This window comes from Rothia sp. HMSC066G02 (assembly GCF_001813145.1).
Classification (GTDB): domain Bacteria; phylum Actinomycetota; class Actinomycetes; order Actinomycetales; family Micrococcaceae; genus Rothia.
On record NZ_KV811578.1, the window covers coordinates 13,548 to 38,785 of the forward strand.

Consider the following 25,238-nt stretch of genomic DNA (forward strand, 5'->3'; position numbering starts at 1 on the left):
CACGGACGCTAGACTAAAATGACGAAAACTATTCCCAAGCAACCAGGTGACACAATGACTTACGGCCTGAACCTGCCCGAATACCCCTGGGAGGCGCTCGCCCCCTACCGCGCAACCGCGGCCGCCCACCCGGACGGCCCGGTGGACCTGTCCATCGGCACCCCGGTTGACCCGACCCCGCAGAACATTCGCGAGGCACTGGCGGCTGCCTCTGACGCTCCCGGCTACCCGACCACCCACGGCACCCCCGCCCTGCGTGAGGCTATTGCTGAGTGGTTTGCGCGCCGCCGCGGCGTGACCGGTCTGAGCCCGGACGCGATCATGCCCACGGTCGGTTCGAAGGAGCTCGTGGCGTGGCTGCCGTTCCTGCTGGGCCTGGGCCCGGGCGATGTGGTCGTGTACCCGCGCGTTGCGTACCCCACCTACGATATGGGTGCCCGCTTCGCCCGCGCCGAGTCTGTGCCCGCCGATAGCTTGGATGAGCTGGACGCTGACACCCGCAGCCGTGTGAAGCTGATTTGGGTGAACTCCCCGGCGAACCCGAACGGCACGGTCCGTACCGTGGAGCAGCTGCGTGAGATTGTGGCGCAGGCGCGTGAAATCGGTGCCGTGGTGGCATCCGATGAATGCTATGCGGAGCTTGGCTGGGGTGCTTGGGATGAGGCGCGCGGCGGTCAGCCGGTGCCGTCCATCCTGGATCCGCGTGTGTGCGACGGCGACTTCACCGGCCTGTTCGCGGTGTACTCGCTGTCGAAGCAGTCGAACCTCGCCGGTTACCGTGCCGCGTTCATTGCCGGTGCCCCCGAGCTGATGCCGAACCTGATTAATAGCCGCAAGCACGCCGGCATGATTGTGCCCGCACCCGTGCAGGCTGCGATGATGGTTGCGTTGGCTGATGAGGCGCACGTGGCGGCGCAGAAGGACCTGTACCGTGCCCGCCGCGAGGTGCTGGAGGAGGCGATTACCGCCGCCGGTGGCCGCATTGAGGACTCTGAGGCTGGCCTGTACCTGTGGACCACTTTCGGTGAGTCCACCTGGGATTCCATTGGTCGCCTGGCGGAGCTGGGTATTATTGCTGGCCCCGGCGTGTTCTACGGCGAGGACGGCGAAGGCTACGTGCGTATTGCCCTGACCGCTTCTGATGAGGCGGTGGCGAAGGCTGCTGAGCGTCTGAAGGCATCGGCCGCTAAGTAGCCCCGACGGGTCTAACTAGCCCGCATAGCAGAAAGCCCCCGCACCCTCCCGAAAGGGGAGTGCTGGGGCTTTGCCGTATCTGCTGATAATCGTTGGCTGAGGAGCCCGAACGAGAAGGGTTACTTGCGGTCGCCGGGCAGAACGAACATCTGAACGGTCGGCGGGTTCGGGTTATCCAGAGCGTCCGGAATCAGGTTTCGGGTCACCTTTGCGGAGGTGCGCGACGCCAGCCTGTCCGTAATGCCGGTTGCTACAGCCGTCAGCACGAAGTTCACCGTCACGAAGAGTGCCGCCGCCAGAATCAGGGTCTGCAGCACGTTGCCGTCACCGGAACCGATGCGGCGCGCCGAAGCGAGCAGCTCGGGGTAGGAGATGATGTAACCGAGGGCGGTGTCCTTCAGAATCACAACGAACTGGCTGAGCATTGAGGGCATCATCGCGGTGAACGCCTGCGGAAGCAGGATCCGAATCAGCGTCTGGGTCGGGGTCAGACCAATCGCAAGACCCGCCTCGCCCTGACCGCGAGGAAGTTGCTTCACGCCCGAACGCAGTAGCTCAGCAATCACCGAGCCGTTGTACAGGGTCAGACCAATCACCACGGCGATGAAGGGCAGCTGAGCCGGCGGAAGGCCGCTGTACTTGCCCAAGAACAGCCAGAAGAAGATCATCATGATCAGCACCGGCACGGCGCGGAAGAACTCTACCACCACGGTGCCGAACCAGCGGATAACGCGGTACTGGGAGAGTCGAGCAATACCGAAGACCACACCGAACGCAACCGAGGTAACCACCGAAACCGCTGCCGCCGACAGGGTCGAGGCAAGGCCCGGCAGGTAGTAGGAGCTCCAGGCGCGGGCGGTGAACAGGTCAGTCCACTTTTCTGCCTCCAGCTGCCCCTTCTGACCCATCACGGTCAGCACATACACCGCAAATAGTGCAAAAAGGACTACCGCAGCAATGTTGAAGATGCGGATACGACGCTGCGCGATAGGACCCGGCTCGTCGAAAAGCACCGAAGAAGCGGCGCGGGTGTCATTACTGATAAAAGGGTTTTTCATCGCTTCACCGCCAGCTTACGGGATGACCAGGTGGTCAACGCACCAATGGGAACAACAATGATGACAAAGCCCATCGCAAACATGATGAAGATAGCAAGCACCATGTTCGCGTCGAACTCAATCATGGATTTCATCAGCCCGGAGGCCTCCGCCACCGACGCGACCGAGGCGACAGTGCTGTTCTTCGTCAACGCAATCAGAGTATTGCCGAGCGGGGTAATGGCGCCGCGTAGAGCCTGAGGGAAAATCACCAGGCGGGCGGTGTCGAAGAAACCCAGACCGATAGCGCGTGCCGCCTCAGCCTGACCCTTCGGCACGGTGTTCACACCCGAACGGATCGCCTCGCAGATAAACGCCGAATGGTAAATCGACAGGGCAATGACCGCGTACACGAAGAAGTTCGTGTCGAAATCGTGCGAGAAGGAGAGCTGGAACTGCGTCCACACACCCAAAATGGCGAAAGTCATCATGATGGTGAGCGGAGTATTACGGACAGTATGCACATAGGCGGTGCCCACCCAGCGCAGGGACGGGACGGGGCTGATGCGCATGAGCGCCAGCACAGTACCGAGAACGAACGAGCCAAGAGCCGCCCAGAAGGTCAGCTGAATATTGGTCATGAAGGCGCCAACCACATCGTACTTGGACAGGAGGGTGCCGAGTTGGTCAAAGAATGACATTCGTGAACCTCTCTAGAGACCTAGGCGCAGGAGGTGCCCAGGTGCGGCGGGTTGGTTTCGGTGTTGTAGTGGTAGCCGGTGCCTTCGGTGTACTTGGTGATGAGTTTCTCCCAGGTACCGTCGGCAACCATCTCGTTGATGGCGTTGTTCACGGCTTCGCACTTGTCGGTGCCCTTGGGCAGACCCACGCCGTAGCGTTCGGTCGTGAAGGGGGAGCCGACCACTCTCAGCTTGCCCTTGTTCGCTTTGGTGGCTGCCAGACCGGCGAGGGTAATGTCGTCGGTGGTGACGGCGTCCACCACGCCGCCGTTGAGGGCGACCACGCAGTCGGAGTAGCTGTTCTGCTTGACCAGGTTCACGTTCTTGGCGAACTTGTCCTGCACCTTCTGGGCGCTGGTGGAGCCGGTGACGGAGCAGAGGTTCTTGCCGTTGAGGTCGTCCGGTCCCTTGATGTCGGTGTTGTCGGCACGCACGAGCAGGTCCTGACCTGCGGTGTAGTAGGGGCCTGCGAAGTCCACGGTCTTCTTGCGGCTTTCAGAGATGGAGTAGGTCGCAAAAATCATGTCTACCTGACCGGTGTTGAGCATGTTTTCGCGGTTAGCGGCGGGGGATTCGACGAACTCAATCTGCTCTTCGGAGTAGCCGAGCTTGCCGGCGACGTAGCGTGCCACCTCCACGTCGAAACCGGTGTAGGTGTTGCCGTCCTGGTAACCGAGGCCGGGCTGGTCTACTTTGATGCCGATGCGGATCTTATGGTCGCTGTCTGCGCTGGAGCATCCGGCGAGGACGCCGGTCAGAGCGAGGGATACTGCTGCGGCGAGTGCCGCGAGCCTACGTGAATATTTTTGCATGTCGGTCCCTCTGCTTTAGTGGTTGATGATCTTGGACAGGAAGTCCTTGGCGCGCTCGCTCTTCGGGTTGGTGAAGAACTCGTCCGGGTGCGCCTCTTCGATGATCTCGCCGTCGGCAAGGAAGACGATGCGGTCTGCCGCCTTGCGGGCAAAACCCATCTCGTGGGTCACCACGATCATGGTCATGCCTTCCCTCGCGAGGGAGACCATGGTGTCGAGCACCTCGTTGACCATTTCGGGGTCGAGCGCGCTGGTGGGTTCGTCGAAGAGCATGACCTTGGGCTTCATGGCGAGTGCACGGGCGATGGCGACGCGCTGCTGCTGACCGCCGGAAAGCTCTGCGGGCATCTTGTGCACCTGGGAATCCACACCGACCTTCGCGAGCAGGTTCATGGCTTCTGCTTCTGCCTCTGACTTGGACATTTTGCGGATTCGGCGGGGCCCAAGGGTTACGTTATCGAGGATGTTCTTGTGCGCGAAGAGGTTGTAGGACTGGAAAACCATGCCGACTTCGGCGCGGAGCTTGGCGAGTGCGCGGCCTTCTTCGGGTAGTTCTTGTCCGTCAATGGTGATGGATCCGCTGGTGATAGTTTCGAGGCGGTTGATGGTTCGGCAGAGGGTGGATTTGCCGGAACCGGAGGGGCCGAGGAGGACGACGACCTCACCTTTTCCCACGGAAAGATTGATGTTCTTCAGAACGTGGTTGGTGCCGTAGTACTTGTTGACGTTGGCGATTTCGATGAGGTTTTTCTGCGCTTCGGGAGCTGCCTGTGCGGACATTTTGAACCCTTTCACGTGAGGTGCGTCTATGATGCGGGTTGTCTGTATGCTGAGTTTTCAGCTTACGCCTCAGACGGTTTCCTGTCTGCAAAATATTCACTTTACTGGGTAAGCAATGTGAATTTTTAAGCATGAATGCATAGTTATAGTATTTTTGACGTAAAAATATGGGTAAAAAACACCCCATCTTCACAAAAGGCTCTGACTAGGGAATATATTCTTCCCTTTCTCTACGCACTCACGAGGTGTCAAACGCCTTTGGGGAGGTAGTCACGACTTGGTAAAAATTTCGAAAAAAGCGCAAAAAAGTGCCCGATAGGTGAGATAACACCTATCGGGCACTCTTCAACACCCCTCACAAGGGGCTAAAACAGCTTAGGCTTCGTAACCGTTGGGGTTGTTCTTCTGCCAGTTCCAGTGGTCGCGAACCATGGTCTTAATGTCGCGGCTAGCGCTCCAACCCAGATCCGCCAGAGCAGAGGAAGGATCAGCGTAAGAGACCGCAACGTCACCGGGGCGACGATCCACAATCTTGTACGGCAGCTCCTTACCGCACGCCTCCTCGAACGCGTGCAGAACCTGCAGAACCGAGTAGCCGTTACCGGTACCCAGGTTCCAGGTGTGCAGGCCGCCGTGCTCAGTAATGTAGTTCAGCGCCTTCAGGTGACCGTCAGCCAGGTCAACCACGTGGATGTAGTCGCGCACGCCGGTACCGTCAACGGTCGGGTAGTCGTTACCGAAGACGTTCAGGTGCTCGCGGCGACCCACAGCAACCTGCGCGATGAAGGGCACCAGGTTGTTCGGGATGCCCGCCGGGTCCTCACCGATACGGCCGGACTCGTGCGCACCAACGGGGTTGAAGTAACGCAGCAGAGCAATGTTCCACTTGGAGTCGGAAGCAGCCAGGTCAACCAGCATATCCTCAATGTGCTCCTTGGTGCGGCCGTAGCAGGACTGCGCATCCATGTTCATCTTCTCAATCAGAGGCATGGACTCGGGCTCACCGTACACGGTAGCGGAGGAGGAGAACACGATGGAGTGGCAGTCAGCCTCATCCATTGCGTACAGCAGGTTCAGGGTGCCAGCCACGTTGGTCTGGTAGTACCACAGCGGCTTCTCTGCGGACTCGCCCACAGCCTTCAGACCCGCAAAGTGAATCACAGCGTCGGGGCGAACCTGCTTGAAGAGAGCCTTCATACCTTCGAGGTCGAGCAGGTCAACCTTGTGGAACTCGGGGGCGCGGCCAGCGAGTTCAGCGACGCGCTTGAGGGACTCCTCGGAAGAGTTCGCGAGGTTATCCATGACGACGACGTCGTGGCCTGCCTTGAGCAGTTCAAGTACAGTGTGGGAGCCGATGTAGCCGGCGCCGCCGGTAACGAGTACCTTCATGATGTCCTTTCGGGCTTTATATATCCGGAAAAAGTGCTCCGGATGGGGGACAAAAGCTGTTGAGCTGTATCTAATGGTACAGCCGTGCATGCGGTGTAAGTACTGCGGAACACTGTGCGCTTGTGCACTCTGATGTGAGCACGTGGGAGGCGTTATTGAGGTGTGTCGACACTCGCCCCCACCTCGCTGTATAGCTTGCGTCTAATCCCACCAGAAATACCACTGGCGGCTCTGGTGAATAAACTCCGTCAGCTGCTCAAAATCCTCAAACACCTGGAACGGAAGATCAGAACAAAACGCGAACTGTTCGACCGCCACCTTCTTCGCCTCCACCGGGTCGGTGACGGGGCGTTCCACCAGAAACTCTAGGCAGTCAGCACCGTCAAGAGCCGCCGGGATGGCACCGTACTTTTCACGCCAATAGTGGGTGAACGCCAGCTGAGTTTCAGCGCCTGGGCAGTCATTCCAGCCGCCGAAGGGCAGGTACGCGGGAATATCGGCGGGGTCATCGGTCGGAATCTGCAGCAGGAGCATCTCGCCTTTCTCTTCTTCATCCAAAAGCTCGTAGCAGAGCAGGGCGGAAAGAGTCGGGGCGTCATCTTCGGGCTCCTCATCGGGCAGAAGATCGGAGCTCATAAACTCGTCAATAAGCTCGTTGAGGTTGAAGTCGTCCGGGTTGTCCTCGTGAGTCTCTTCGCCATCGTCGGCAACCCGGCGCAGCTGCTGGGCAATGACTGCGCTGCCATACTCTTCGGCGGAGGCACCACCCCGGGCGGTACGGTAACGCTGCAGGACGGCACGAGTGTAGGCGCTCACCTGCTCGGGGGTCAGAGTCTCAACATCGTCAATGATGTCGTGCTCAAGGGACACCGCGATAACCATGCTTTCAAGTACCGTATCGTTCAGGTTCAGGAAGAAGGGGACGAACCCCTGCGCGCGCCCCAGCTTAGCCAGCTCATCGTAACGAGCCATGGCATCAGCGGCAGGAGCACCCATTGGAATACGCTCGTGCGGGTAGGGGAAAAGGCGCGTAAAGTGCCGGTAGGTTTCGCTCATCGTCGACTCTGACTTAGTTGATTCAGACATCTGAGTTCCTCTCTGAACTGTACAAGTGGTCAGTCATGGCGGGTGCGCTGTACCCGGTACTACCAGCCTAGCGAAAGCCCGAGCATCCCGCCCTGAAAACGGTCATCGTAGCCGCCGCGGATTCGAGCCCAGCCTGTGAGAGCGGCAGAAGAAGGAACACAGGACACAGAAAAGGGGCCGGGATGCTTCACACATCCCGACCCCTAAAGCCGATCCCTAAAGTTCGCGGGCCGACCCCCAACGTTTGCAAGGGCAACCAGCGCTAGTTCAGCTACAGACTAGTTCAGGTGCAGCGCCTCGTTCAGCTCCACGGTGTTCTTCGCACGCGGCAGAACCTCAATCGCGCCGCTGATCGAATTGCGGCGGAACAGCAGATTCGACACGCCGGACAGCTCCGCAGCCTTCACCACACGCGCCTCCTGACCGGGCAGCAGAACACTCACGCGCGAACCGGCGGTCACGTACAGGCCAGCCTCAACCACGCAGTCATCACCCAGGGCAATACCGATACCGGACTCCGCACCCAGCAGAGAACGCTCACCAATAGACACGCGCTGAGTGCCGCCACCGGAGAGGGTACCCATCGTGGAGGCGCCGCCACCCACATCCGAGCCGTCGCCCACCACAACGCCCTGAGAAATACGGCCCTCAACCATGGAGGTGCCCAGGGTTCCGGCGTTGAAGTTCACGAAGCCCTCGTGCATCACGGTCGTGCCGGACGCCAGGTGCGCACCCAGGCGCAGACGGTCACCGTCGCCAATGCGCACGCCGGCGGGAACCACATAATCCACCAGGCGCGGGAACTTATCAATGTGGCTCACGCTCAGGTTGCCCAGCTTGCGCAGACCAATCGCCAGCTTCTGGAATTCGGCGGCAAGCACCGGGCCGTGGTTAGTCCACGCAACATTCGCCAGGGTGCCGAACAGGCCGTCCAGGTTCAGCTCGTTGGGGCGAACCAGAGTGTGGGAGAGCAGGTGCAGACGCAGGTACGCGTCGACTGCGTCTTCGGGTGCCTCATCCAGGTTGATGGAGGCGGTACGCACCTCGGTACGGGCGTTGCGCGCAGGGTGCTCAACGGCCAGGTCCTCCAGCTCGTCCGCGATGGACAGGTCGGGGGTCTGGGTGAGGGAGGGGGCGGGGAACCATGCATCCAGGACGGTGCCGGCGTGCTCGCCAGAGACAACAACATTGACCAGTGCAACGCCGGAGGCGTAACGGGGAGTGTTTTCAGACATGCTTCCCATTATAGTTTTGGGGGTTAGAGCCCCTTCAAGACCGTCTCATATGCTCGATATCGGCGTTGAGGGCGTGGGTGTGGGCGCGGGCGAACCTGTAAGGTGGAAGGATGAGCGTTTCCCCCAAGAATTCTGAGCGTCACCCTGTACCGCAGCCGCCCCTGAACCTGGACGTGTCCATGCCCGAGCTGACCCGTGCCCTGTTGGATTACAAGTCGGTTTCCGGCAATGAGCAGCCAATTGCTGACGCCGTGCACACGGCGCTGTCGTTCTGCCCGCACCTGCAGCTGACCCGTGACGGGGACGCCATTATCGCCCGCACCGAATTCCCGCCGCTGCCCGGCGCTGAGGGGGAACGCACCCGCATTATTCTTGCCGGTCACCTGGACACCGTGCCCCTGCCCACCGTTCAGGGCTCGCTGGGTACCGTGCCGTCCACGGTGCGTGAAGAGGACGGGCACAGCGTGCTGTACGGTCGCGGCGCAACGGATATGAAGGGCGGCGTGGCGGTTCAGCTGAAGCTCGCCGCCGAACTGACCGCGCAGGATACCGACTACAACCTGACCTACATCTTCTACGACAACGAAGAAGTCGCCAGCGAACTCTCCGGGCTGGCGCGCCTGATCCGCAACCACGGCGAGCTCATCACTGACGCAGACTTCGGTGTGCTACTTGAACCGACCAACGGCACCATTGAGGGCGGCTGCAACGGCACCATGCGTTTCTTCGTGCGCACCCGCGGCCTCGCCGCCCACTCGGGGCGTGCATGGCGTGGCGAGAACGCAATTCACGCCCTGGCACCGGCGTTGGCGGCGCTCGCCTCCTACGAGCCGAAGACCATCGCGGTGGAGGGCCTGGACTATCGTGAGGGTCTGAATGCGGTGCAGATTTCTGGTGGCGTTGCCGGTAACGTGATTCCTGATGCGGCGGCAATGCACGTGAACTACCGGTTTGCCCCGGATAAGACCCTGGATGAGGCGGTCGCCCACGTGCGTGAGGTCTTCGCCGGATACGAGCTGGACTTTGTGGATCTTTCCCCGGCGGCACGCCCCGGACTGGACACCCCGCTGGCGGCTTCCCTGATTGAGGCTGTGGGGCAGGAACCTCAGCCGAAGTACGGTTGGACGGACGTGGCGCGCCTGAGCGAGATCGGTATTCCCGCGGTGAACTTCGGCCCCGGTGACGCTCTGCTGGCTCACACCGATAACGAACACGTGAGCTTTAGCCAGCTGACCCGCTGCCACGCAGATTTGCGTGCCTGGCTGCTCAGCGACCGCGACGAGGACTAGCCGCGGCGCTAACTCTGTTGGTGCTGATTCTGTCGGTGCTGGCGCTACTATTTGAATTTAGGTGACCGTCAGGGGTTGACGGTCCTGCATGATATGAGATTGACATGAACTTTCTTCTGATTCTGCTTGCCCTGCTGATTTCGGGCATCGCGGTGCTCTCCGTTGTGGCGCTCGGAGGTGAGCGTGCCGTACCCGGCGCCGCGTTCTTCAGCGGCGTGGGCCGTGACGGTTTAGGAACTTTCGACCGTGTGGAGGATTTGACTACCTCGGTTCGTTTCTTCGGCAATCCCGAGGACGAAAAGGTGTCGGCGAGTGAGTCAGCATCCAGTGATGCTTCTGCCGAAGCAGCCGCAGAATCCGCTGAGGGTGCTGCTGAGCCCGTGCGTCGCGTCGCGGTTCCGCTGGCTGATGATGCGGAGAGCACCTTGAGCGCCCATGACTTTGTGGAGAAGCGAAAGAACGTCCCGGCGGCTTCCTCTGGTCAGGCGGCTACTCCGGCTGAAGGGAGCTAACGCCGGTGAGTGTTCCTTCTGCGCACACTAGCCCTGTTCCGCCCGCCCGCGCTAACTCCGCCGCTGACTCGGCACCTCGCACCTCCTCCGCGAAGGAAGAGCAGGGTGAGTCCTTTGATGAGCTTCTGACCTGGGCGTATACCGCTACCGGTGAGCGTTTGCGCAGGGTGGGGGAGCGTCTGCGTGCCCTGCCCGCGTGGCTGTCGGTACTGCTGATTTACGGTCTGTCCCGCGTGTGGGGTTTCATCGTGTTTGCCGTGGTCGGTCAGCAGCAGCTGCGCAGCCCGTGGGGTCAGCACCTGGATTACCTGTCGTTCATTAGCATCTGGGATGCCGGCTGGTATGAGCAGATTGCGGTACAGGGCTACCCGAGTGAGCTGCCGGTGAACGCGGCGGGTGTGGTTCAGCAGAATCAGTGGGCTTTTTACCCGATTTTCCCGCAGCTTTCCGGTGCTATTAGTCGTGCGACGGGCATCGGGTACTACCCGGTAGCGGCGACGGTTGCTCTGATTGCCGGTTTCGCGGCGGCGTGGGTGATTTACCTGCTGTTTGAGGCGTCGTTGAAGGCAACCGGTTTCAAGAGTGAGGAGTCGCCTTCTGCCCTGTCTATGTGGGCTGTGGCGTTGGTGTCGTTCTTGCCGGTGGCGCCGGTGCTTCAGGTTCCGTATGCGGAGTCGCTGAACCTGGTGTTCCTTGTCGGTGCGCTGCTGTGCCTGGTTCAGGGACGCTACGGTCTGCTGGTTCCTGTGGCGGCTTTGGCGTGTCTGTCCCGTCCGGTGGGTGTACCCCTGGGCGCGGCTGCCGGCCTGTGGTGGTTTGCGTGCTGGGTGCGTTCGAGCCGCCAGTCGGGGATGGGTACGGCGTTTGTGCGTCATCTGGGGCAGCTGGTCAGCGCCTTGGTGGTGTGTGCGTGTGCGCTGGTGTGGCCTGCGATTGTGTGGTGGGCTACGGGCCGTGTGGATGCGTACACCGCCACGGAGACGGCGTGGCGCGGTACCCATTTGGCACCGATTCAGCCGTGGCTGTCGCAGGGTTACCTGTACTTTGGGTATGCGGCTCCGGTGCTGCTGACCCTGCTGATTTTGGGATTTATTGCTCTGTGTTTGAGCCCGTTGGCGCGTAGGGTTTTGGCGGCTCCGTTGAACCTGTGGTGCCTGAGTTATTTTGCGTATTTGATTCTGTTTTTGAATCCGCAGTCCTCGACGTTCCGCCTGTTGTTGCCGTTGTTCCCGCTGGTGCTTGTGGTGGCGGCGGCGAGCCGTTCGCGGGCGTATCGTTGGGCGCTGCTGGTGGCGGGTGCGTGTGCGCAGTGGGGCTGGGTGGGCTGGCTGTGGCATTGGAAGCAGCTACCCGGCGGTGGAGATTATCCGCCGTAAACCGCTGAATCTATTCAACGGATGTTTGAGACCGCCGGTGCGCTGCCGGCGGTCTTTTGCGTTCGGGAGGCGGGCGTGTTTGCGGTTGGAGCCGCAGCGTTTTAACCCGGCGGTGGAGATTACCCGCCGTAAACCGAATATTGTGACTGGAGACCGCCGGTGTGCTGCCGGCGGTCTTTTGCGTTCGGGAGGCGGGCGTGCCTGCGGTTGGAGCCGTAGCGTTTTAACCCGGCGGCGGAGACTACCCGCCGTAAACCGCTGATGTGGTGTTCTTAGCCGTGAGCGCAATGCTCCTCCGCGGTGCTGTAGCGTACGCCTTCTGCTTGTCCAGAGCTTAAAGACACGTCCAGAAAGCGCCGCGGGTTCGGCGGTGCTGGCTCGGAACTGATAATCTATATTCTGTGTTTGGTATTAGTGGCACCGAGTTGATTATTTTGGCCATCATCACGTTTGTGGTGATTGGTCCCGAACGCATGCCCGAATACGCCCGCCAGATTCGTGAATTCGTCAAGACCGTGCGCCGTATGGCGTTCGACGCGAAGGACGACTTCAAGGAAGCCCTGGGCGAGACGGGTCTGGAAGATATTAACTGGCGCCAGTACGACCCCCGCCAGTACGATCCGCGCGTGATTGTGAAGCAGGCGTTCGCTGAGGATGACGCCGAGCGTGAGCGTGAGGCGAAGGAACGTGAAGAGGCGCTGCTGAAGGAGAAGGAAAAGTCGGAGAGCCGTGCTCTTCCGCGAGGCGCATACGCCCCCTTCGACGTGGACGCAACCTAAGATTTTGAATAGATAAGAACCCCGCACCGTGATGGTGCGGGGTTCTTTCTGTTCTCAGCTTTTGCCGTCAGCTTCTAGACGGCTAGATCTCTATACGAAGAGCGGCAGGCTTTGACCCGCCCGCGACTCGCCCGACTGCAACAGCTGCGAGGCGATGGACTGAATCTCTTCGGCGGTGGCGGAGTCGGGGTAACCCCACACGACAGGCATGCCATCGTCACCGCCGGTACGCAGGTTCACATCCAGCGGGACGGAACCGAGCAGCGGTACCGGGTAGGAGAGCGCCTCCGAAAGACGCTCAGCGAGCACCTGACCGCCGCCAGAACCGAACATGTCGAGCACGGTACCGTCCGGCAGAGTCATGGCAGCCATGTTCTCCACCACACCCACGACCTTCTGACCGGTCTGCAAGCTCAGGGTACCGGCACGCTCCGCCACATCCACCGCGGCGTGCTGCGGGGTGGAAATGAGTACCAGCTCCGCATTCGGTAGCAGCTGAGCCATGGAGATGGCAATATCGCCGGTGCCGGGCGGCAAATCGAGCAGCAGCACATCCAGGGCGCCGAAGTGCACGTCCATGATGAACTGCTCCAGGGCACGGTGCAGCATGGGGCCGCGCCACGCCACCGGCTCGTTGCCCTTGAGGAACATACCGATAGAAATCACGCGAATAAAGCCGCCGCTGACCTTCTGCTCACCCCAACGCTGGGCGGGGGCGGGCACATCCACGGTCGGCGGAAGAATCAGGTCATCCAGGCGGGTCGGGGCGTCGGTAATACCCAGCAGACCCGGAATGGAGAAGCCGTGCACATCCGCGTCAATAATGCCCACCGCAAGCCCGCGCGAAGCGAACGCGGCGGCAAGGTTCGCGGTCATGGAGGACTTACCCACACCGCCCTTACCGGACACCACGCCGAACACGCGGGTCAGCGAACCGGGCGCGGTAAACGGGTTGGAACGCTCCGGCTTGAGCATCGAACGCAGGGCGGAACGCTGCTGCGGGTTCATCGCACCCACCTGCAGCTGCACACGCTCAATACCCTCAACGGTGGCGGCGGCGTCACGAACCTGCTGCTCGATGGTGTTCTTCAGCGGGCAACCCTCAATGGTGAGTAGCACCGTGACCTCAGCCCAGTGACGGCCGGGAATCGGCTCACCGTGCTCATCCAGTTCAGGATGCACGAGCGCAGTCTCCACCATGCCCAGCTCCGTAATGGGGCGGCGCAGTTCGGGGTCCTCGACGCGGGCGAGTGCCGCGTAGAGCGCATCCTGCAGGGGTGAATTAGCGGTCACGGGCGCCTCCCTCACGGGTGCGCTCTGCCTGCTGCTGTGCCTGCTGGGATTCGCGGCTCTGAGGCTGGCTCAAATCGCCTCGGTGGGAATCCTGTGGGGAGTCCTTCGCAGAGCGTTCAGCCTTGTCAGAAGACTTCTCGGTACCGTTCTCGGTGCCTTCAGAGCTCTTTCCCTCAGTGCCCTGCTCCTCAGCCTCCTGCTCCTCAGCGTCCTTTTCCTCGCCCTCGGAGATATCGATATCGTCGATAGCCTCCTCCAGGTCCTCAATGTCCTCACTGATGTCCTGCAGCTGCTCGGCGTGACGCTCCTGCTCCTGCGCAATGTTCTGCAGCTCCTCAAGAATGTCACGCAGCTCGCTACGAACGAAGTCACGGGTCGCAACCTCACGCAGAGCAATACGCAGCGAAGCAATCTCGCGGGTCAGGTACTGGGTCTCCTCCAGGTTCTGCTGGTCACGCTTACGGTCCTCAGAGGCCACCACGCGGTCGCGGTCATCCTGACGGTTCTGCGCCAACAGCAGCAGGGGAGCAGCGTAAGAAGCCTGCAGGGACAGCATCAGGGTCAGCAGGGTGAAGTTCAGGCTACGCGGGTCGAACTGCATCTCCTCCGGCGCCAGGGAGTTCCACGCCAGCCACACGCCACAGAAAATGGTCATCCACATCAGGAACTGCGGGGTACCCATGTAGCGCGCAAAACCCTCGGTCATGCGGCCGAAAGCGTCCGGGTTGGGGCTTGAGAACAGCTTCGGCTTGCGGGTGCCGGGGGTGCTCAGCTGCGAGTCGCTACGCTGCGGGCGGGAGTCGCCGCGCTCGCGGTTGCGTTCAGCGTACTTCTTCTCCAGGCGGTCCTTGAGGATGCGCGCCTTATCGATGCGGGGGTTCTCTTCGGTACGGTTTGCGTCGCGGCGGTTCGAATCAGGCAAAGCGTCGTCCTACCTTTCGTACGGGAGTTCCATCATCGTAAGTGCGCCAGTCTTCGGGCAGGAGCGCATCGAGCACGTCGTCGATGGTCACTGCGCCTACCAGGCGGTGCGATTCGTTCACAATGGGAACGATGGTCAGGTCATAGGTCGCCAGCACGCGTGCCAGCTCTTCCAAACTTGCCTGGTCAGAGACAGGCTCAGTGTCGGTATCGAGGATGTGACCAATCGGCTCACTCGGCGGCACACGCAGCAACTTCTGCATGTGCACCAGACCCAGGTACTTGCCGGTCGGCGTTTCCAGGGGCGGGCGGGTCACCATGACGGCAGCCGCCATCGCCGGAGGGATCTCCTCGGCGCGGATGTGCGCGAGCGCCTCCGCAACGGTCGCCTCCGGGGAGAGGATGATCGGCACCGGGTTCATGAGCGAACCAGCGGTACCCTCGTCATATTCGAGCAGTCGACGCACGTCGTCTGCTTCGTCGGGTTCCATGAGTTCGAGCAGCTTTTCACGCTGGGCGTCGTCCAGCTCGATGAGAAGGTCGGCGGCGTCGTCCGGTTCCATCTCTTCGAGGACCTGCGCGGCACGCTCGTCGTCCAGGTGCGACAGAATCTGCACCTGGTCCTCGGCGGGCAGCTCCTGCAGAACGTCCGCGAGGCGTTCATCCTGCAGCTCGGCGGCGATTTCGACCATGCGCTTATCGCTCATCTCGTGGATAGCGTCCGCAAGGTCGGCGGGCTTGGAGTTCTCGTGGTTCGCCACGAACGCGGTTGCCGCCTGCGGTTCCACGTCGGTGGAGAGCACCGCCTCGTCCCAGTCGACGATGAGGGTCTCCTTAGAGCGGCGGCGCCACGTGCTGGAGGAGGAGCTGACGCGGGAAACGAACAGCTCGGTCACGCCCCAGTCGCCGTTGCGGCGCTGCTCAATGGCGACGTCCTCAATGACGGCGTCGCCGCTGCCGTCGAGCAGACGCACGCGGCGGTCAAAGAGCTCACCCACGATGAGAGTCTCAGAGTTGCGCTGTTCAAAGCGGCGCAGGTTCACCAGGCCGGTCGAAATAATCTGTGAAGCGTCGATACTTCGCACACGGGTCATAGGCATGAATACGCGTTTCTTGCCGAGCACCTCAACGATGATGCCGACAACAATGGGTTCGCTGCCCTTGGCGGGGCGGGCGCCCGCAATGGAGGCGCCCAGGCCGCGTTTGAGCACGACGACATCTCGGAGACGGCCGAGGCGGTCACCGAAGGGGTCAAAAACGTCGAGGCCCAGAAGGCGGGCAATGTAAATCTTGCTGGGGGTGCTGAACTTCGAATTGCTCACCTCTCTAGGGTACGCTCCACCGCGGGGATTCGCACTTTGAGAAGCCTAATTGAACAGGTGTTCGCTACGCCTGTAGAGGAGCTGACTGCCCACCGGGTCCAGGGTTAGGGCGGGCGGTAGAATAGGAGCCATGACTTCTAACCTGCCGAATATTCCCTCGACCCCGCCTTCTTCGTACTTGGCCTCGCGCCTGGCGCAGGCTCAGGGCAAGCCCCTGCCCGCCGGTGAGGCGATCGCCTCCTTCGTTCGTCACGATGATGCGCTCGCCGCTTTCGATGTGCTCAGCGAGCAGGATTACCCGGTCACGGCGCTGTACCTGGTCAATGACGGTATCCGCCAGGTGGAGTACCCGGTACAGCCCGGTTATGGTCGTGCCCTGATTTCTGCGGCGATTCAGGGCGCGTCGATGGGCCTGGTGTTTTCGGTGCTGTTGACTCTGACCGGTGACTCTTTTACGTCGGTGGCGCTAAGGTACGTGCCGCTGTCGGTGGCTGTGTTTGTGCTGTGGCAGATGTATATTCTTCGTCGTAATCGCGGTGTTCGTTACCCGATGCGTACCGAGGCGATCCCCTCGCGTACCGTGATGTACGCTCTGCCGGAGTACGCTCAGGATGCGCGCCGCGTGCTGGGTGCGCACCCTCGCTTCTCGGCGGCGGTTGCGGCTGCTCGTGCGGCGGCAGCCCCGGAGGCTTCGCAGGCGCGTGCCGCTCAGAGTACCGTCTCGATGAATGGCGCACCGGTTCCGACCGGCGCCCCGAAGGCTCCCTCGTACCGTGCGCAGGCGGGTAGCCAGCCGGCGCCGAACCAGAACCTGCCCGAGCGTGATGCGACCGCGCAGAACGCGGTGGCTCAGAGCGCGGCGCAGAACATGCCCGCGCCCACCCAGCCTACGCAGACCGTTCAGCCCGCTCAGCCTTCTCAGCCTGCTATCCAGGAGCCGGCAACCACTGAACCGGCGACCGCCCTGAAGTCGGATGCACAGAAGTCGGAGCCGCAGAAGCGCCCGGCACAGCGGTACGGTCTGCGCGTGGACGACCCGGAAGAATACGCGAAGCTGATTCAGCCCAAGCCGCAGCGTCCGACCCCGCGCCCGCAGGGTCTGCACGATAAGTCCTCGCACGATAACTCCTCGCAGGACTCCGAATAACCGAACCTGCAATGGCGGTAGCCACCCACAACGGCGGGAAACCGGCATAGAAGACAGCACTTAGAAGACACGCGAAAGCCCCTCACCGAACGAATCGGTGAGGGGCTTTCCCTATAAAACGTTACTAACGTAACTGGGAGCTAGACGTTACTTCGCCAGCTTCGCCATCCACTCCTCAATGCCCTCAACGGTGCGGGGCAGTGCAGCGGAGAGGTTCACGTTGCCGTCCTCGGTGCAGAGCACGTCGTCCTCCAGGCGGATACCGATACCGCGGTACTCCTCGGGAACCGACAGGTCCTCGTCCTTGAAGTACAGGGCCGGCTCAATGGTGAAGACCATGCCCGGCTCCAGCTCAGCCCACATGTACAGCTCAGCCTTTGCCTGCGCGCAGTCGTGCACGTCCAGACCCAGGTGGTGGCTGGTGCCGTGCGGCATCCAGCGGCGGTGCTGACCGCCCTCAACGGTGAGCGAAACATCAGCGGAAACCGGCAGCAGGCCCCACTCTTCCAGACGGTGCGCCAGAACGTTCATGGCAGCTTCGTGAATCTCGTAGAACTTGGTACCCGGCTTAGCCACAGCGAATGCGGCGTCAGCGGCATCCAGCACAGCGTTGTAGACCTTCGCCTGAACCTCGGTGAACTTACCGTTCACGGGGAAGGTGCGGGTCACGTCTGCGGTGTACAGGGTGTCGTCCTCAACGCCTGCGTCCAGCAGCAGCAGCTTGCCGTCATCGACGGTGCCGTTGTTACGGATCCAGTGCAGGATGGTTGCGTTGTTACCGCACGCTGCGATGGTGTCGTAGCCCAGGTCGTTACCGTCGGTACGTGCCACGGAGAAGAACGCAGTCTCAACGACGCGCTCACCGCGGTGGTGCTCCTTAGCCTTCGGCAGTGCACGAATGACCTCTTCGAAGCCCTTGACGGTCATGTCAACGGAACGCTGCAGGTTCTCAACCTCGATAGCGTCCTTAATCAGGCGAGCCTCGGAGAGAGCCACAGCCAGCTCGGAGTCCAGCTTGTCAGCCTGCTCCAGCTCCACGCCGGTGTTGTAGCGGGAGGTGTCAACCAGCGCGTCAACAGCCGGGTCAACGTTGCGGACCAGGCGGATGTTCACGCCGCCCAGGCCCTGGTTACCGGCGTTCTTGGTGATAGCAACCTCAAGCTCGGACAGGTCGCGGGTACGCAGACCGAAGCGCTCGGAGAATTCCTTCAGGGTGGGGCGGGGACCAACCCAGAACTCGCCGTAGCGTGCATCCGCGTAGAACTCGGTGGTGTCGCGGCCAGCCAGCGGGCGGAAGTACAGGGTGACCTCGTGGTTGGAGCCGTTGTCGCCGGTACCCTCTTCGACGGGCTCGAAGATCAGCACGGCGTCAGGCTCGTGGTCGATGCCCAGGCCGGTCTGGTGCGCAAACGCCGAGTGGGGGCGGAAGCGGTAGTCGCAGTCGTTGGAGCGGACCTTCAGCGGGCCTGCAGGCAGGACGAGGCGCTCGCCGGGGAATGCCTTGGAGATCTTGGCGCGGCGCTCAGCTGCGTAGTCTGCTACGGGCTCGCGGGTGTAGCCGTCATCTTCGGCCTTGGCCCAGTCCTTAGCAATGAATTCGGTGAACGCAGACGCCTTAGGGGTGCTGCGGTGGTCGTTCTTCTGAGCTTCGGTGCTCTTCTCGTTGTTCTCAGTCATGGGTTAATCATATCTCCTTCACCACAGGTGGGCAGGTGTTTTAGCGCTTTTGACCATAAGAGGGGCGCGGTGGGGCAGAATATATCTTTAACCTGCGACCGGGTGCCTGATATTGCGCCGCCGATATTGGTAGGGTTGAATCAGAAGAGTAGATGACATGCCTTAAAACCCCGCTGAGGTGGCGACGAACTAGCAGGGGCGGGGAAGGAGAGAATATGACGCAGACAGAACACCGAAATAGTGCACCTAATGCGCAGCAGGCGCCGCAGCCGGCTGAATCGGGCGCGCCTGAAAACCTGAACCGTGCCGGGCGTTACGATCTGCATATTCACTCCGCTATTTCTGACGGCACGCAGAGTCTGACCGAGCTGGTGCCGCTGATTGCTCGCGCCGGGTTGGCTGGGTTTGCGCTGACTGATCACGATACGACGGCTGGTTGGGCGCAGGCTGCTCAGCTGGCGGGTGAGTACGGTCTGGATTTTCTGCCGGGTGCCGAGTTCTCTTGCCGTTACCGGTACACCGACGGTGAGGGCCGCGCACGCACGAAGACTATTCATCTGCTCGCTTATGGTTTTGACCCGGTGGGTTCGGAGTTGGCGCGCAGTGTGGAGGCGATTCGCGCCAGCCGTGCGGGCCGTGCGCAGGCTATTGTGGGCCGTCTTGCCGCCGACTACCCGCTGACCTGGGATGATGTGTTGGCGCAGGTGGGGGAGGGGAACACGGCGGTGGGCCGCCCCCATATTGCTGATGCGCTGGTTGCTGCCGGTGTGGTTGCTGACCGTTCTGAGGCTTTTGCGAAGCTGCTGTACACGGGCAGCCCCTACTATGTGCCGCAGGATGCGCTGGACCCGTTGGAGGCGGTGCGTCTGGTGCGTGAGGCTGGGGGCGTGCCGGTGATTGCGCATCCGATGAGTACGATGCGTGGACCCGCGTTGAGCCTGGAGTACCTGGGTTTGATGGTGGATGCTGGCCTGGCGGGCGTGGAGGTGTATCACCGTGAGAACTCCCCGGAGGACCGGGCGCGTCTGCTGGAGTTCATTGAGCGTCAGCGTGCGGCGGGCCGTGAGGTGCTGGTGACGGGTTCGAGTGATTATCACGGTGCGGGTAAGCCGAACCTGCTGGGTGAGAATACGACGGATGCGGTGACGGTGGCGCGTATCCGCGAGCAGCTGGCGGCCCAGTAGTAAGACGAAAGAGTGTGGGGCGGGTTCCCGGTAAAGGAACCCGCCCCACACTCTTAACACGTGCTCTCACGAACGCGCAGACAAGACAGCCTAGACGCTCTCACGCGACGCATGATGCTGCAACACCGCACCCGCAGCCGCCGCATCCATCTGAGCAGCCGCCCGCGCCGCACGAGCCTTAGCCCGCGCCTGATGCTGACGCTGACGACGCAACTCATCACGGCCATCAATACGCATCTTCTTATCCACCGCATCCATCGACCGATGACGCACAAACCGGCAGGACGCACCCTCAACCGGCTGCGTAGTCTCCGTGAGCGTATCCAACACAGCCTTTAGCGCATGACGACTCGCCGCCGTCAACGCATCACGACTTGTGCCGCCACGAACACCCACCGTACGCTTCGGCGTGAACAGCACACTCGCCCCACGCGGCACACCGCGATACTCAGCGAACGACACCGGATCCACACCCAGGCGCTTAGCCATCACCTCAATAGCCGGCGGATTCTGATCCACACACACGAACTTACGACCCAGCTGAGCCGCCGCCGCACCCGTAGAACCAGAACCAGCGAAGAAATCCAACACCCAATCACCCGGGCGGGAACTCGCCGCAATCATGCGACGCAACAAACCCGTAGGCTTCTGCGTGGGATAACCCGTCTTCTCCTTACCCGTAGGCGACACAATAGTATGCCACCACACATCAGTAGGGAGCTTACCGCGAGAAGCCTTCTCCTCAGTCACCAAACCGGGAGCCATATACGGTTCACGATCAACCTCCGCAGTATTGAAGTAATAGCTGCGGTGATCCTTCGCGTACACCAAAATATTGTCGTGCTTCGTCGGCCAGCGGCGCGTAGACTTCGCACCGTAGTCGTAAGCCCAAATCAGCTCATTAATGAAGTTCTCACGACCAAAAATCATGTCGCACATAATCTTCACATAATGAACCTCACGCCAATCCAGGTGCAGGTACAGGGTGCCGTCCTGCGCGAGCAGACGATGCGCCTGCTCAATACGCGGCGCTAGGAACGCCCAATAATCCTCGAACGAGTCGTTATAGCTCGCCAGAGTCTGCAGGGTGCTCGAATAGCTCTTGCCCTTAAAACCGGTGCGGTCACCCTTCTCAGAAGCCTCCGCGCTCAACGTGCGGCGCGTCTGCTTCTTACCCGTATTGAACGGCGGGTCAATGTAAATCACGGTGAACGCACCATCGGGCAGCTCACGCAGATACTCCAGGTTATCTGCCTGCACCAGCAGCGAGGGGCCCTGCGGATCGAAAACCGTCGAATCCGTGCGGTTCGCCTCAGCGGCAGGGGAGGGCACGGCAGGCGCCGGGGATGCTGAAATACCCAACCCCGGCCCTAGCCTTCAGAACCAGCACGGTCAGCGCCACGGCCCTTACCGCGAGAACCCTCAGCACGCGAGCCCTCAGAGCGGCGGCGGGTACGGCGGCGACCCTCACCCTCCACGGGCTGACCCTCAACGCGGCGGGTACGGCGACGCTGACGAGGCGCACGCTCAGAACGCTCCGAAGAACGTTCGGTACGCTCGGATGCGCCCTGCTCGTTACGCTCCGCACGCTCAGAAGAACGCTCAGCGCGCTTGCGGCCCTCGGAGCGGCTACGGCGCTCGCCGCGGCCCTCACCGGAACGACCCTCACGGCCACCGTCACGGCCGCCGCGGGAACGGCGCGAACCCTTCTCACCGTCACGACCGCCAGAACGGCCACCATCGCGGCCACCGCGAGAACGAGCCGGACGGCCATCACGAGAGTCACGGGCGCTCTCAAAGAACTCGTCGCCCATACCCTCAGCCACACGCTCCTCGCGCGGCAGGCGGCCCTTAGTGCCAGCCGGAATGTTCAGGTCATGGAACAGGTGCTCAGAGGAAGAGTACGTCTCAACCGGCTCAGGAACACCCAGCTCCAGGGCGTCGTTAATGACCTTCCAGCGCGGCAGGTCATCCCAGTCAACCAGGGTCACGGCGGTACCCTCATTGCCGGCACGACCGGTACGGCCGGTACGGTGCAGGTAAGTCTTCTCATCCTCGGGCACGCGGTGGTTAATCACGTGGGTCACGTCTTCAACGTCAATACCGCGAGCCGCCACGTCGGTCGCAACCAGAATGTCGACCTTGCCGGTGCGGAACGCCTTCAGCGCCTGCTCACGCGCAACCTGGTTCAGGTCACCGTGCAGGGGAGCGGCAGCGAAGCCACGGTTCACCAGCTCCTCCGCCACGCGGGCAGCGTCACGCTTGGTCTTGGTGAAGATGACGGTGCGGCCGCGGCCGGTAGCGCGCAGAATGCGGCCAATCATCTCGTCCTTGTCCAGGTGGTGCGCACGGTAGACGACCTGGCGGATCGACGCCTTAGTCTTCGAGGCGTCCTCGGGGTCAGCGGCGCTAATGCGCATGGGCTTGGTCATGTACTGGCGTGCCATTGCAATGACCGGGCCGGGCATGGTTGCGGAGAACAGCATGCTCTGGCGGTCCTCCGGCAGGTAGCTGAGGATCTTCTCAACCGACGGCTGGAAACCCAAATCCAGCATCTCGTCTGCCTCATCGAGGACCACAATCTTAACCTGCTTCAGGTTCAGGAAGCCCTGCTGGTACAGGTCGATAATGCGGCCGGGGGTGCCCACCGCAACCTCCAGGCCGCGGCGCAGCAGCTCAGCCTGAGGCTCAATCGGCACACCACCGTACAGGGTGGCGACGCGGGCGTTGCGCAGCTTCGCGGCAATCGCCAGGTCCTCACCCACCTGAATAGCAAGCTCACGGGTCGGAACCAGAATCAGTGCCTGAGGTGCACCGGGGTACTCCAAATCAGCCCAACCCTCATCGTCGCGGCCGACCACACGCTGAATGGTGGGCAGACCGAAGCCGAGGGTCTTACCGGTACCGGTCTTTGCCTGACCAATGATGTCCTGGCCAGACAGAGCCACGGGAAGAGTCAGCTCCTGGATGGGGAAGGGGGAGGTAATGCCAACCGCCGCGAGGGCGTCGCTAATATCCTGGCGAACGCCGAAGTCGGCGAAGGACTTTGCAGTCTGAGTGGTTTCCTGCGTGTTCGTTTCAGTCACTGGACCGTATCTTTCTACCCCTGCTCGGGGTGTGTTTCTCCCCGAAACGGGGTGTACCAGCCAGCGCCCCAATGGTGGAGGCGGTGACGGGCGGGCGTCGAAAGCCGGCCGCGGGAAATTCTTACACGGGAAATTCTTACCGAGACGCCGCCTGCACGCATGATTAATACTCATGGTTCATTCATGATGAGGTGCAGCCTCGGGGTCTTGAAAGGGGTACGACCGGTCATTCACTTAACCCCTCAATATTAACCTGGATTTGCTTTCGGCGCACCCCCGACCGGTTGTGGTGTGCGCCCGTGATGGGCGATATACCGCCTCAAAACCGGGTACCGCGAGGTTTTTGTGCGGGCGGTTTAAAACGCAAACCCCCGCATTCGGCACGGCGTAACCACGTGGCGCATAAAGCGCGGTTACGCATCGTGACGGATGCGGGGGAAAGCTCAAGCTAAAGGGTAAACAGCTACCGAACTAATTAGGCGCCGATACCGAAACCAACGTGACGCTTAGCGTCGGAACCCAGCTCAACGTAGCCAATCTGAGCGCCAGAAATCAGGGTGGTGTTGCCCTTATCATCCATAATCTGCAGCAGCGAGCCATCCTCAATAGCCTTCGAGACCTTTTCCATGAGGATTTCCTTAGCCTCACTGGTCTCAACAACGATTTCGCGGGCGATGTGGCGAATGCCAATCTTGATTTCCATGAGTCTCCTCGCAGAATAGTCCGGCGCAACTAAACGTGCGCCGGGTAGGGGAACTGTCTTATCTAGCATCTACTCTAGCGTGAATGCGCCCATCGGCACCGTGAACGGGCGGTACTTCGCCGGGGGCTAATAAAATACTCGCCGCCGGATGCGCGAAAACCTACGTGAAAACGCCGGGAAGAGCGGGGGAGAAGAAGCTCTTAAGAGTCCTCCACCTGAATACCGTAGAGAGTCTCCAACGCCTGCACGTAATCCTCTGCGCGGCCCTCCGACGCCAGCTTCTTGGCGCGCACCGTCGGGGTGTGCAGCAGGGACTTCACCATGCGGCGCATCGCCAGCTCGAACTGCTCCGTCGCCGCACCGCAACCAAACTGGTTACGTACCTTCTCCAGCTCAGAATCCAGCACATCCATAGTGTGCGAACGCAGCGCAACAATCGCGGAGTCAATCGTGCGGGAACGCTGACGAGACACAAACGCCGCCAGCTCAGACTCCACAATGCGCGTAGCCGTCGCCACGGATTCCTCGGTCTCCTCGGGGGCGGCAAGGCGCACCGACTCGAGGGTAATCAGCTCAACATTCGGCAGGTCAGCGACCGAGGGGTCAAAGTCACGCGAAAGCGCCAGGTCGAGGATCGTGTGGTGGCCGCCCGGAATCTGCTCGGGAAGCAGCGGGTCGGATCCGCCGGAGCAGCCAATAATGACATCGGCAGAAGCCATGGCCTGCTCCATGCCGTCCACCGGCACCGCAGAAACCTCGCGCTTTGCCGCGAACTCGGCGGCACGACCCGAACGGGAATTGACCCAAATATCGGTGCAACCGCGCTCGCGCAGCGCCGCAATGGTTGCACCCGCGTAAGCGCCCGTACCAAAAATCAGGGCGCGTCGGGTCGACCAGTCCTTCTCGGCAACCTCATCCGCAAGATCCAGGGCAACAGACACAATCGAGCGGCCCTGGGCGCCAAGCGCCGTGTGCTGACCTACCTGACGAGCCGTATGCGCCGCATGCTCAAACAGCTGCACCAGCTCACCGGGAAGAGCCACGCCCTCCTCCTGAGCCTTCGCCTGCGCGGCAGCCAGGGCGCGGCGTACCTGACCGGCGATTTCACGCTCGCCAACCACGGCAGACTCCAGGCCGGAGGCGACCGTCAGCAGGTGGCGCGCCGCCTCCTCGTCTGCGTACACATCGAAGCTGGAATTGACCAGTTCCTTGTCCAGGCCGGAGGTTTGCGCAATCGAATTAACAATCAGCTCACGAACCATGTGCACATGCGCAGAGACGTGCAGCTGAACATACATTTCAAGACGGTTACAGGTGGCAAGAACTACTGCACCCTTAACACCGAGTTGACGTGCGATATCCGCCGCCAGAACATCGGGTACGCCAGAGGCACCGGCGCTCAACGCAGCGACGGTGGTCAAATCAACGGTGTGGTGCGATGCCACAAATGCATAAGTACTCACTAGAGACTAATCATAACCACGCCGACTAAGCCCCTGTAAAGCTCATAGAACCTAAGTTCCATCATCGTAGGGGGCAAGAAAATCTGCGCGGTGGGGGATGCGGGCACGAAGAGTAGGCACGAACTAAGGCGTCCCTCACCGCTAAGAAAGCCATCATTAGGTAAGAGTCACCATGACATAGTGTCGCAAAAACGCCCACATAAACCTGTCACA

General features: G+C 61.3%; 22 protein-coding genes. 7 read left to right on the forward strand and 15 right to left on the reverse strand.

Annotation, left to right across the window (positions count from 1 at the left end; all coding sequences use genetic code 11):
- Positions 1-54 precede the first annotated feature (54 nt).
- Positions 55-1,194 (forward strand): succinyldiaminopimelate transaminase, encoded by a 1,140-nt coding sequence (dapC, locus tag HMPREF2894_RS00765; protein WP_070677397.1) that lies wholly within the window; start codon positions 55-57, stop codon positions 1,192-1,194.
- A 119-nt stretch (positions 1,195-1,313) separates the two neighbouring features.
- Here dapC and HMPREF2894_RS00770 read toward each other — a convergent pair whose 3' ends face one another.
- From HMPREF2894_RS00770 to dapD, 7 genes are all read right to left on the reverse strand, one after another.
- Positions 1,314-2,252 (reverse strand): amino acid ABC transporter permease, encoded by a 939-nt coding sequence (locus HMPREF2894_RS00770; RefSeq protein ID WP_005508486.1) that lies wholly within the window; start codon positions 2,250-2,252, stop codon positions 1,314-1,316.
- Positions 2,249-2,932, reverse strand: a complete 684-nt coding sequence (locus tag HMPREF2894_RS00775; RefSeq protein ID WP_049327621.1) for an amino acid ABC transporter permease — start codon at positions 2,930-2,932, stop codon at positions 2,249-2,251. Before HMPREF2894_RS00775 ends, HMPREF2894_RS00770 begins: the two co-directional genes overlap by 4 nt.
- A 20-nt stretch (positions 2,933-2,952) precedes the next feature.
- The gene (locus HMPREF2894_RS00780) at positions 2,953-3,783 is read right to left on the reverse strand and encodes a glutamate ABC transporter substrate-binding protein (RefSeq protein ID WP_070633829.1); all 831 of its coding nucleotides are present in this window, start codon (positions 3,781-3,783) and stop codon (positions 2,953-2,955) included.
- A gap of 15 nt (positions 3,784-3,798) precedes the next feature.
- Positions 3,799-4,563 (reverse strand): amino acid ABC transporter ATP-binding protein, encoded by a 765-nt coding sequence (locus tag HMPREF2894_RS00785; protein ID WP_049337287.1) that lies wholly within the window; start codon positions 4,561-4,563, stop codon positions 3,799-3,801.
- Positions 4,564-4,938: 375 nt separating this feature from the next.
- Positions 4,939-5,952, reverse strand: coding sequence for a UDP-glucose 4-epimerase GalE (gene galE, locus HMPREF2894_RS00790; protein ID WP_049346894.1), 1,014 nt, complete (start codon positions 5,950-5,952; stop codon positions 4,939-4,941).
- A gap of 201 nt (positions 5,953-6,153) precedes the next feature.
- Positions 6,154-7,038 (reverse strand): DUF4253 domain-containing protein, encoded by an 885-nt coding sequence (locus HMPREF2894_RS00795; RefSeq protein ID WP_070677400.1) that lies wholly within the window; start codon positions 7,036-7,038, stop codon positions 6,154-6,156.
- Positions 7,039-7,316: 278 nt separating this feature from the next.
- Positions 7,317-8,282 (reverse strand): 2,3,4,5-tetrahydropyridine-2,6-dicarboxylate N-succinyltransferase, encoded by a 966-nt coding sequence (gene dapD, locus HMPREF2894_RS00800; RefSeq protein ID WP_070677403.1) that lies wholly within the window; start codon positions 8,280-8,282, stop codon positions 7,317-7,319.
- Between the two features lie 101 nt (positions 8,283-8,383).
- On the opposite strand from dapD, the gene dapE reads away from it, so the two are divergent.
- The 4 genes from dapE to HMPREF2894_RS00820 all read left to right on the forward strand — a co-directional run bounded on the left by dapE (position 8,384) and on the right by HMPREF2894_RS00820 (position 12,229).
- Positions 8,384-9,562, forward strand: coding sequence for a succinyl-diaminopimelate desuccinylase (gene dapE / locus HMPREF2894_RS00805; RefSeq protein ID WP_070677406.1), 1,179 nt, complete (start codon positions 8,384-8,386; stop codon positions 9,560-9,562).
- A gap of 104 nt (positions 9,563-9,666) precedes the next feature.
- Positions 9,667-10,074 carry a taurine ABC transporter substrate-binding protein gene (locus tag HMPREF2894_RS00810; protein ID WP_070677408.1) on the forward strand — a complete coding sequence of 136 codons (408 nt, stop codon included), beginning with the start codon at positions 9,667-9,669 and terminating at the stop codon, positions 10,072-10,074.
- 5 nt (positions 10,075-10,079) lie between these two features.
- Positions 10,080-11,450, forward strand: coding sequence for a hypothetical protein (locus HMPREF2894_RS00815; protein WP_070677411.1), 1,371 nt, complete (start codon positions 10,080-10,082; stop codon positions 11,448-11,450).
- A 401-nt stretch (positions 11,451-11,851) separates the two neighbouring features.
- Positions 11,852-12,229 carry a twin-arginine translocase TatA/TatE family subunit gene (locus tag HMPREF2894_RS00820; RefSeq protein ID WP_005505243.1) on the forward strand — a complete coding sequence of 126 codons (378 nt, stop codon included), beginning with the start codon at positions 11,852-11,854 and terminating at the stop codon, positions 12,227-12,229.
- Positions 12,230-12,319: 90 nt separating this feature from the next.
- On the opposite strand, the gene HMPREF2894_RS00825 is transcribed toward HMPREF2894_RS00820, so the two are convergent.
- The 3 genes from HMPREF2894_RS00825 to HMPREF2894_RS00835 are packed head-to-tail and all read right to left on the reverse strand — an operon-like array spanning position 12,320 to position 15,765.
- Positions 12,320-13,522 (reverse strand): P-loop NTPase, encoded by a 1,203-nt coding sequence (locus HMPREF2894_RS00825; protein WP_070677413.1) that lies wholly within the window; start codon positions 13,520-13,522, stop codon positions 12,320-12,322.
- On the reverse strand, positions 13,512-14,444 hold the full coding sequence (locus tag HMPREF2894_RS00830) for a DUF1003 domain-containing protein (RefSeq protein WP_070677416.1): 933 nt from the start codon (positions 14,442-14,444) through the stop codon (positions 13,512-13,514). Before HMPREF2894_RS00830 ends, HMPREF2894_RS00825 begins: the two co-directional genes overlap by 11 nt.
- Positions 14,437-15,765, reverse strand: coding sequence for a magnesium transporter MgtE N-terminal domain-containing protein (locus tag HMPREF2894_RS00835; protein ID WP_005508498.1), 1,329 nt, complete (start codon positions 15,763-15,765; stop codon positions 14,437-14,439). The genes HMPREF2894_RS00830 and HMPREF2894_RS00835 overlap by 8 nt, the downstream gene beginning before the upstream one ends.
- 130 nt (positions 15,766-15,895) lie before the next feature.
- On the opposite strand from HMPREF2894_RS00835, the gene HMPREF2894_RS00840 reads away from it, so the two are divergent.
- Positions 15,896-16,912 (forward strand): hypothetical protein, encoded by a 1,017-nt coding sequence (locus HMPREF2894_RS00840; RefSeq protein WP_005505251.1) that lies wholly within the window; start codon positions 15,896-15,898, stop codon positions 16,910-16,912.
- 147 nt (positions 16,913-17,059) lie between these two features.
- Here HMPREF2894_RS00840 and HMPREF2894_RS00845 read toward each other — a convergent pair whose 3' ends face one another.
- Positions 17,060-18,589 carry an aminopeptidase P family protein gene (locus tag HMPREF2894_RS00845; protein WP_005508501.1) on the reverse strand — a complete coding sequence of 510 codons (1,530 nt, stop codon included), beginning with the start codon at positions 18,587-18,589 and terminating at the stop codon, positions 17,060-17,062.
- 215 nt (positions 18,590-18,804) lie between these two features.
- Between HMPREF2894_RS00845 and HMPREF2894_RS00850 the strand changes: the two genes are divergently transcribed.
- Positions 18,805-19,773, forward strand: a complete 969-nt coding sequence (locus HMPREF2894_RS00850; protein WP_083309894.1) for a PHP domain-containing protein — start codon at positions 18,805-18,807, stop codon at positions 19,771-19,773.
- Between the two features lie 90 nt (positions 19,774-19,863).
- Here HMPREF2894_RS00850 and HMPREF2894_RS00855 read toward each other — a convergent pair whose 3' ends face one another.
- The 4 genes from HMPREF2894_RS00855 to HMPREF2894_RS00870 all read right to left on the reverse strand — a co-directional run bounded on the left by HMPREF2894_RS00855 (position 19,864) and on the right by HMPREF2894_RS00870 (position 25,025).
- Positions 19,864-21,135: a DNA-methyltransferase gene (locus HMPREF2894_RS00855; RefSeq protein WP_070675758.1), complete on the reverse strand. Its 1,272-nt coding sequence runs from the start codon at positions 21,133-21,135 to the stop codon at positions 19,864-19,866.
- Between the two features lie 8 nt (positions 21,136-21,143).
- A complete protein-coding gene (locus HMPREF2894_RS00860) occupies positions 21,144-22,859 on the reverse strand; it encodes a DEAD/DEAH box helicase (RefSeq protein WP_070677419.1) in 1,716 nt (571 codons plus the stop codon).
- Positions 22,860-23,334: 475 nt separating this feature from the next.
- On the reverse strand, positions 23,335-23,562 hold the full coding sequence (locus tag HMPREF2894_RS00865) for a DUF3107 domain-containing protein (RefSeq protein ID WP_005505268.1): 228 nt from the start codon (positions 23,560-23,562) through the stop codon (positions 23,335-23,337).
- A gap of 200 nt (positions 23,563-23,762) precedes the next feature.
- Complete coding sequence (locus tag HMPREF2894_RS00870; protein WP_070677421.1) at positions 23,763-25,025, reverse strand: glutamyl-tRNA reductase; 1,263 nt, start codon at positions 25,023-25,025, stop codon at positions 23,763-23,765.
- Between the last annotated feature and the right edge of the window lie 213 nt (positions 25,026-25,238).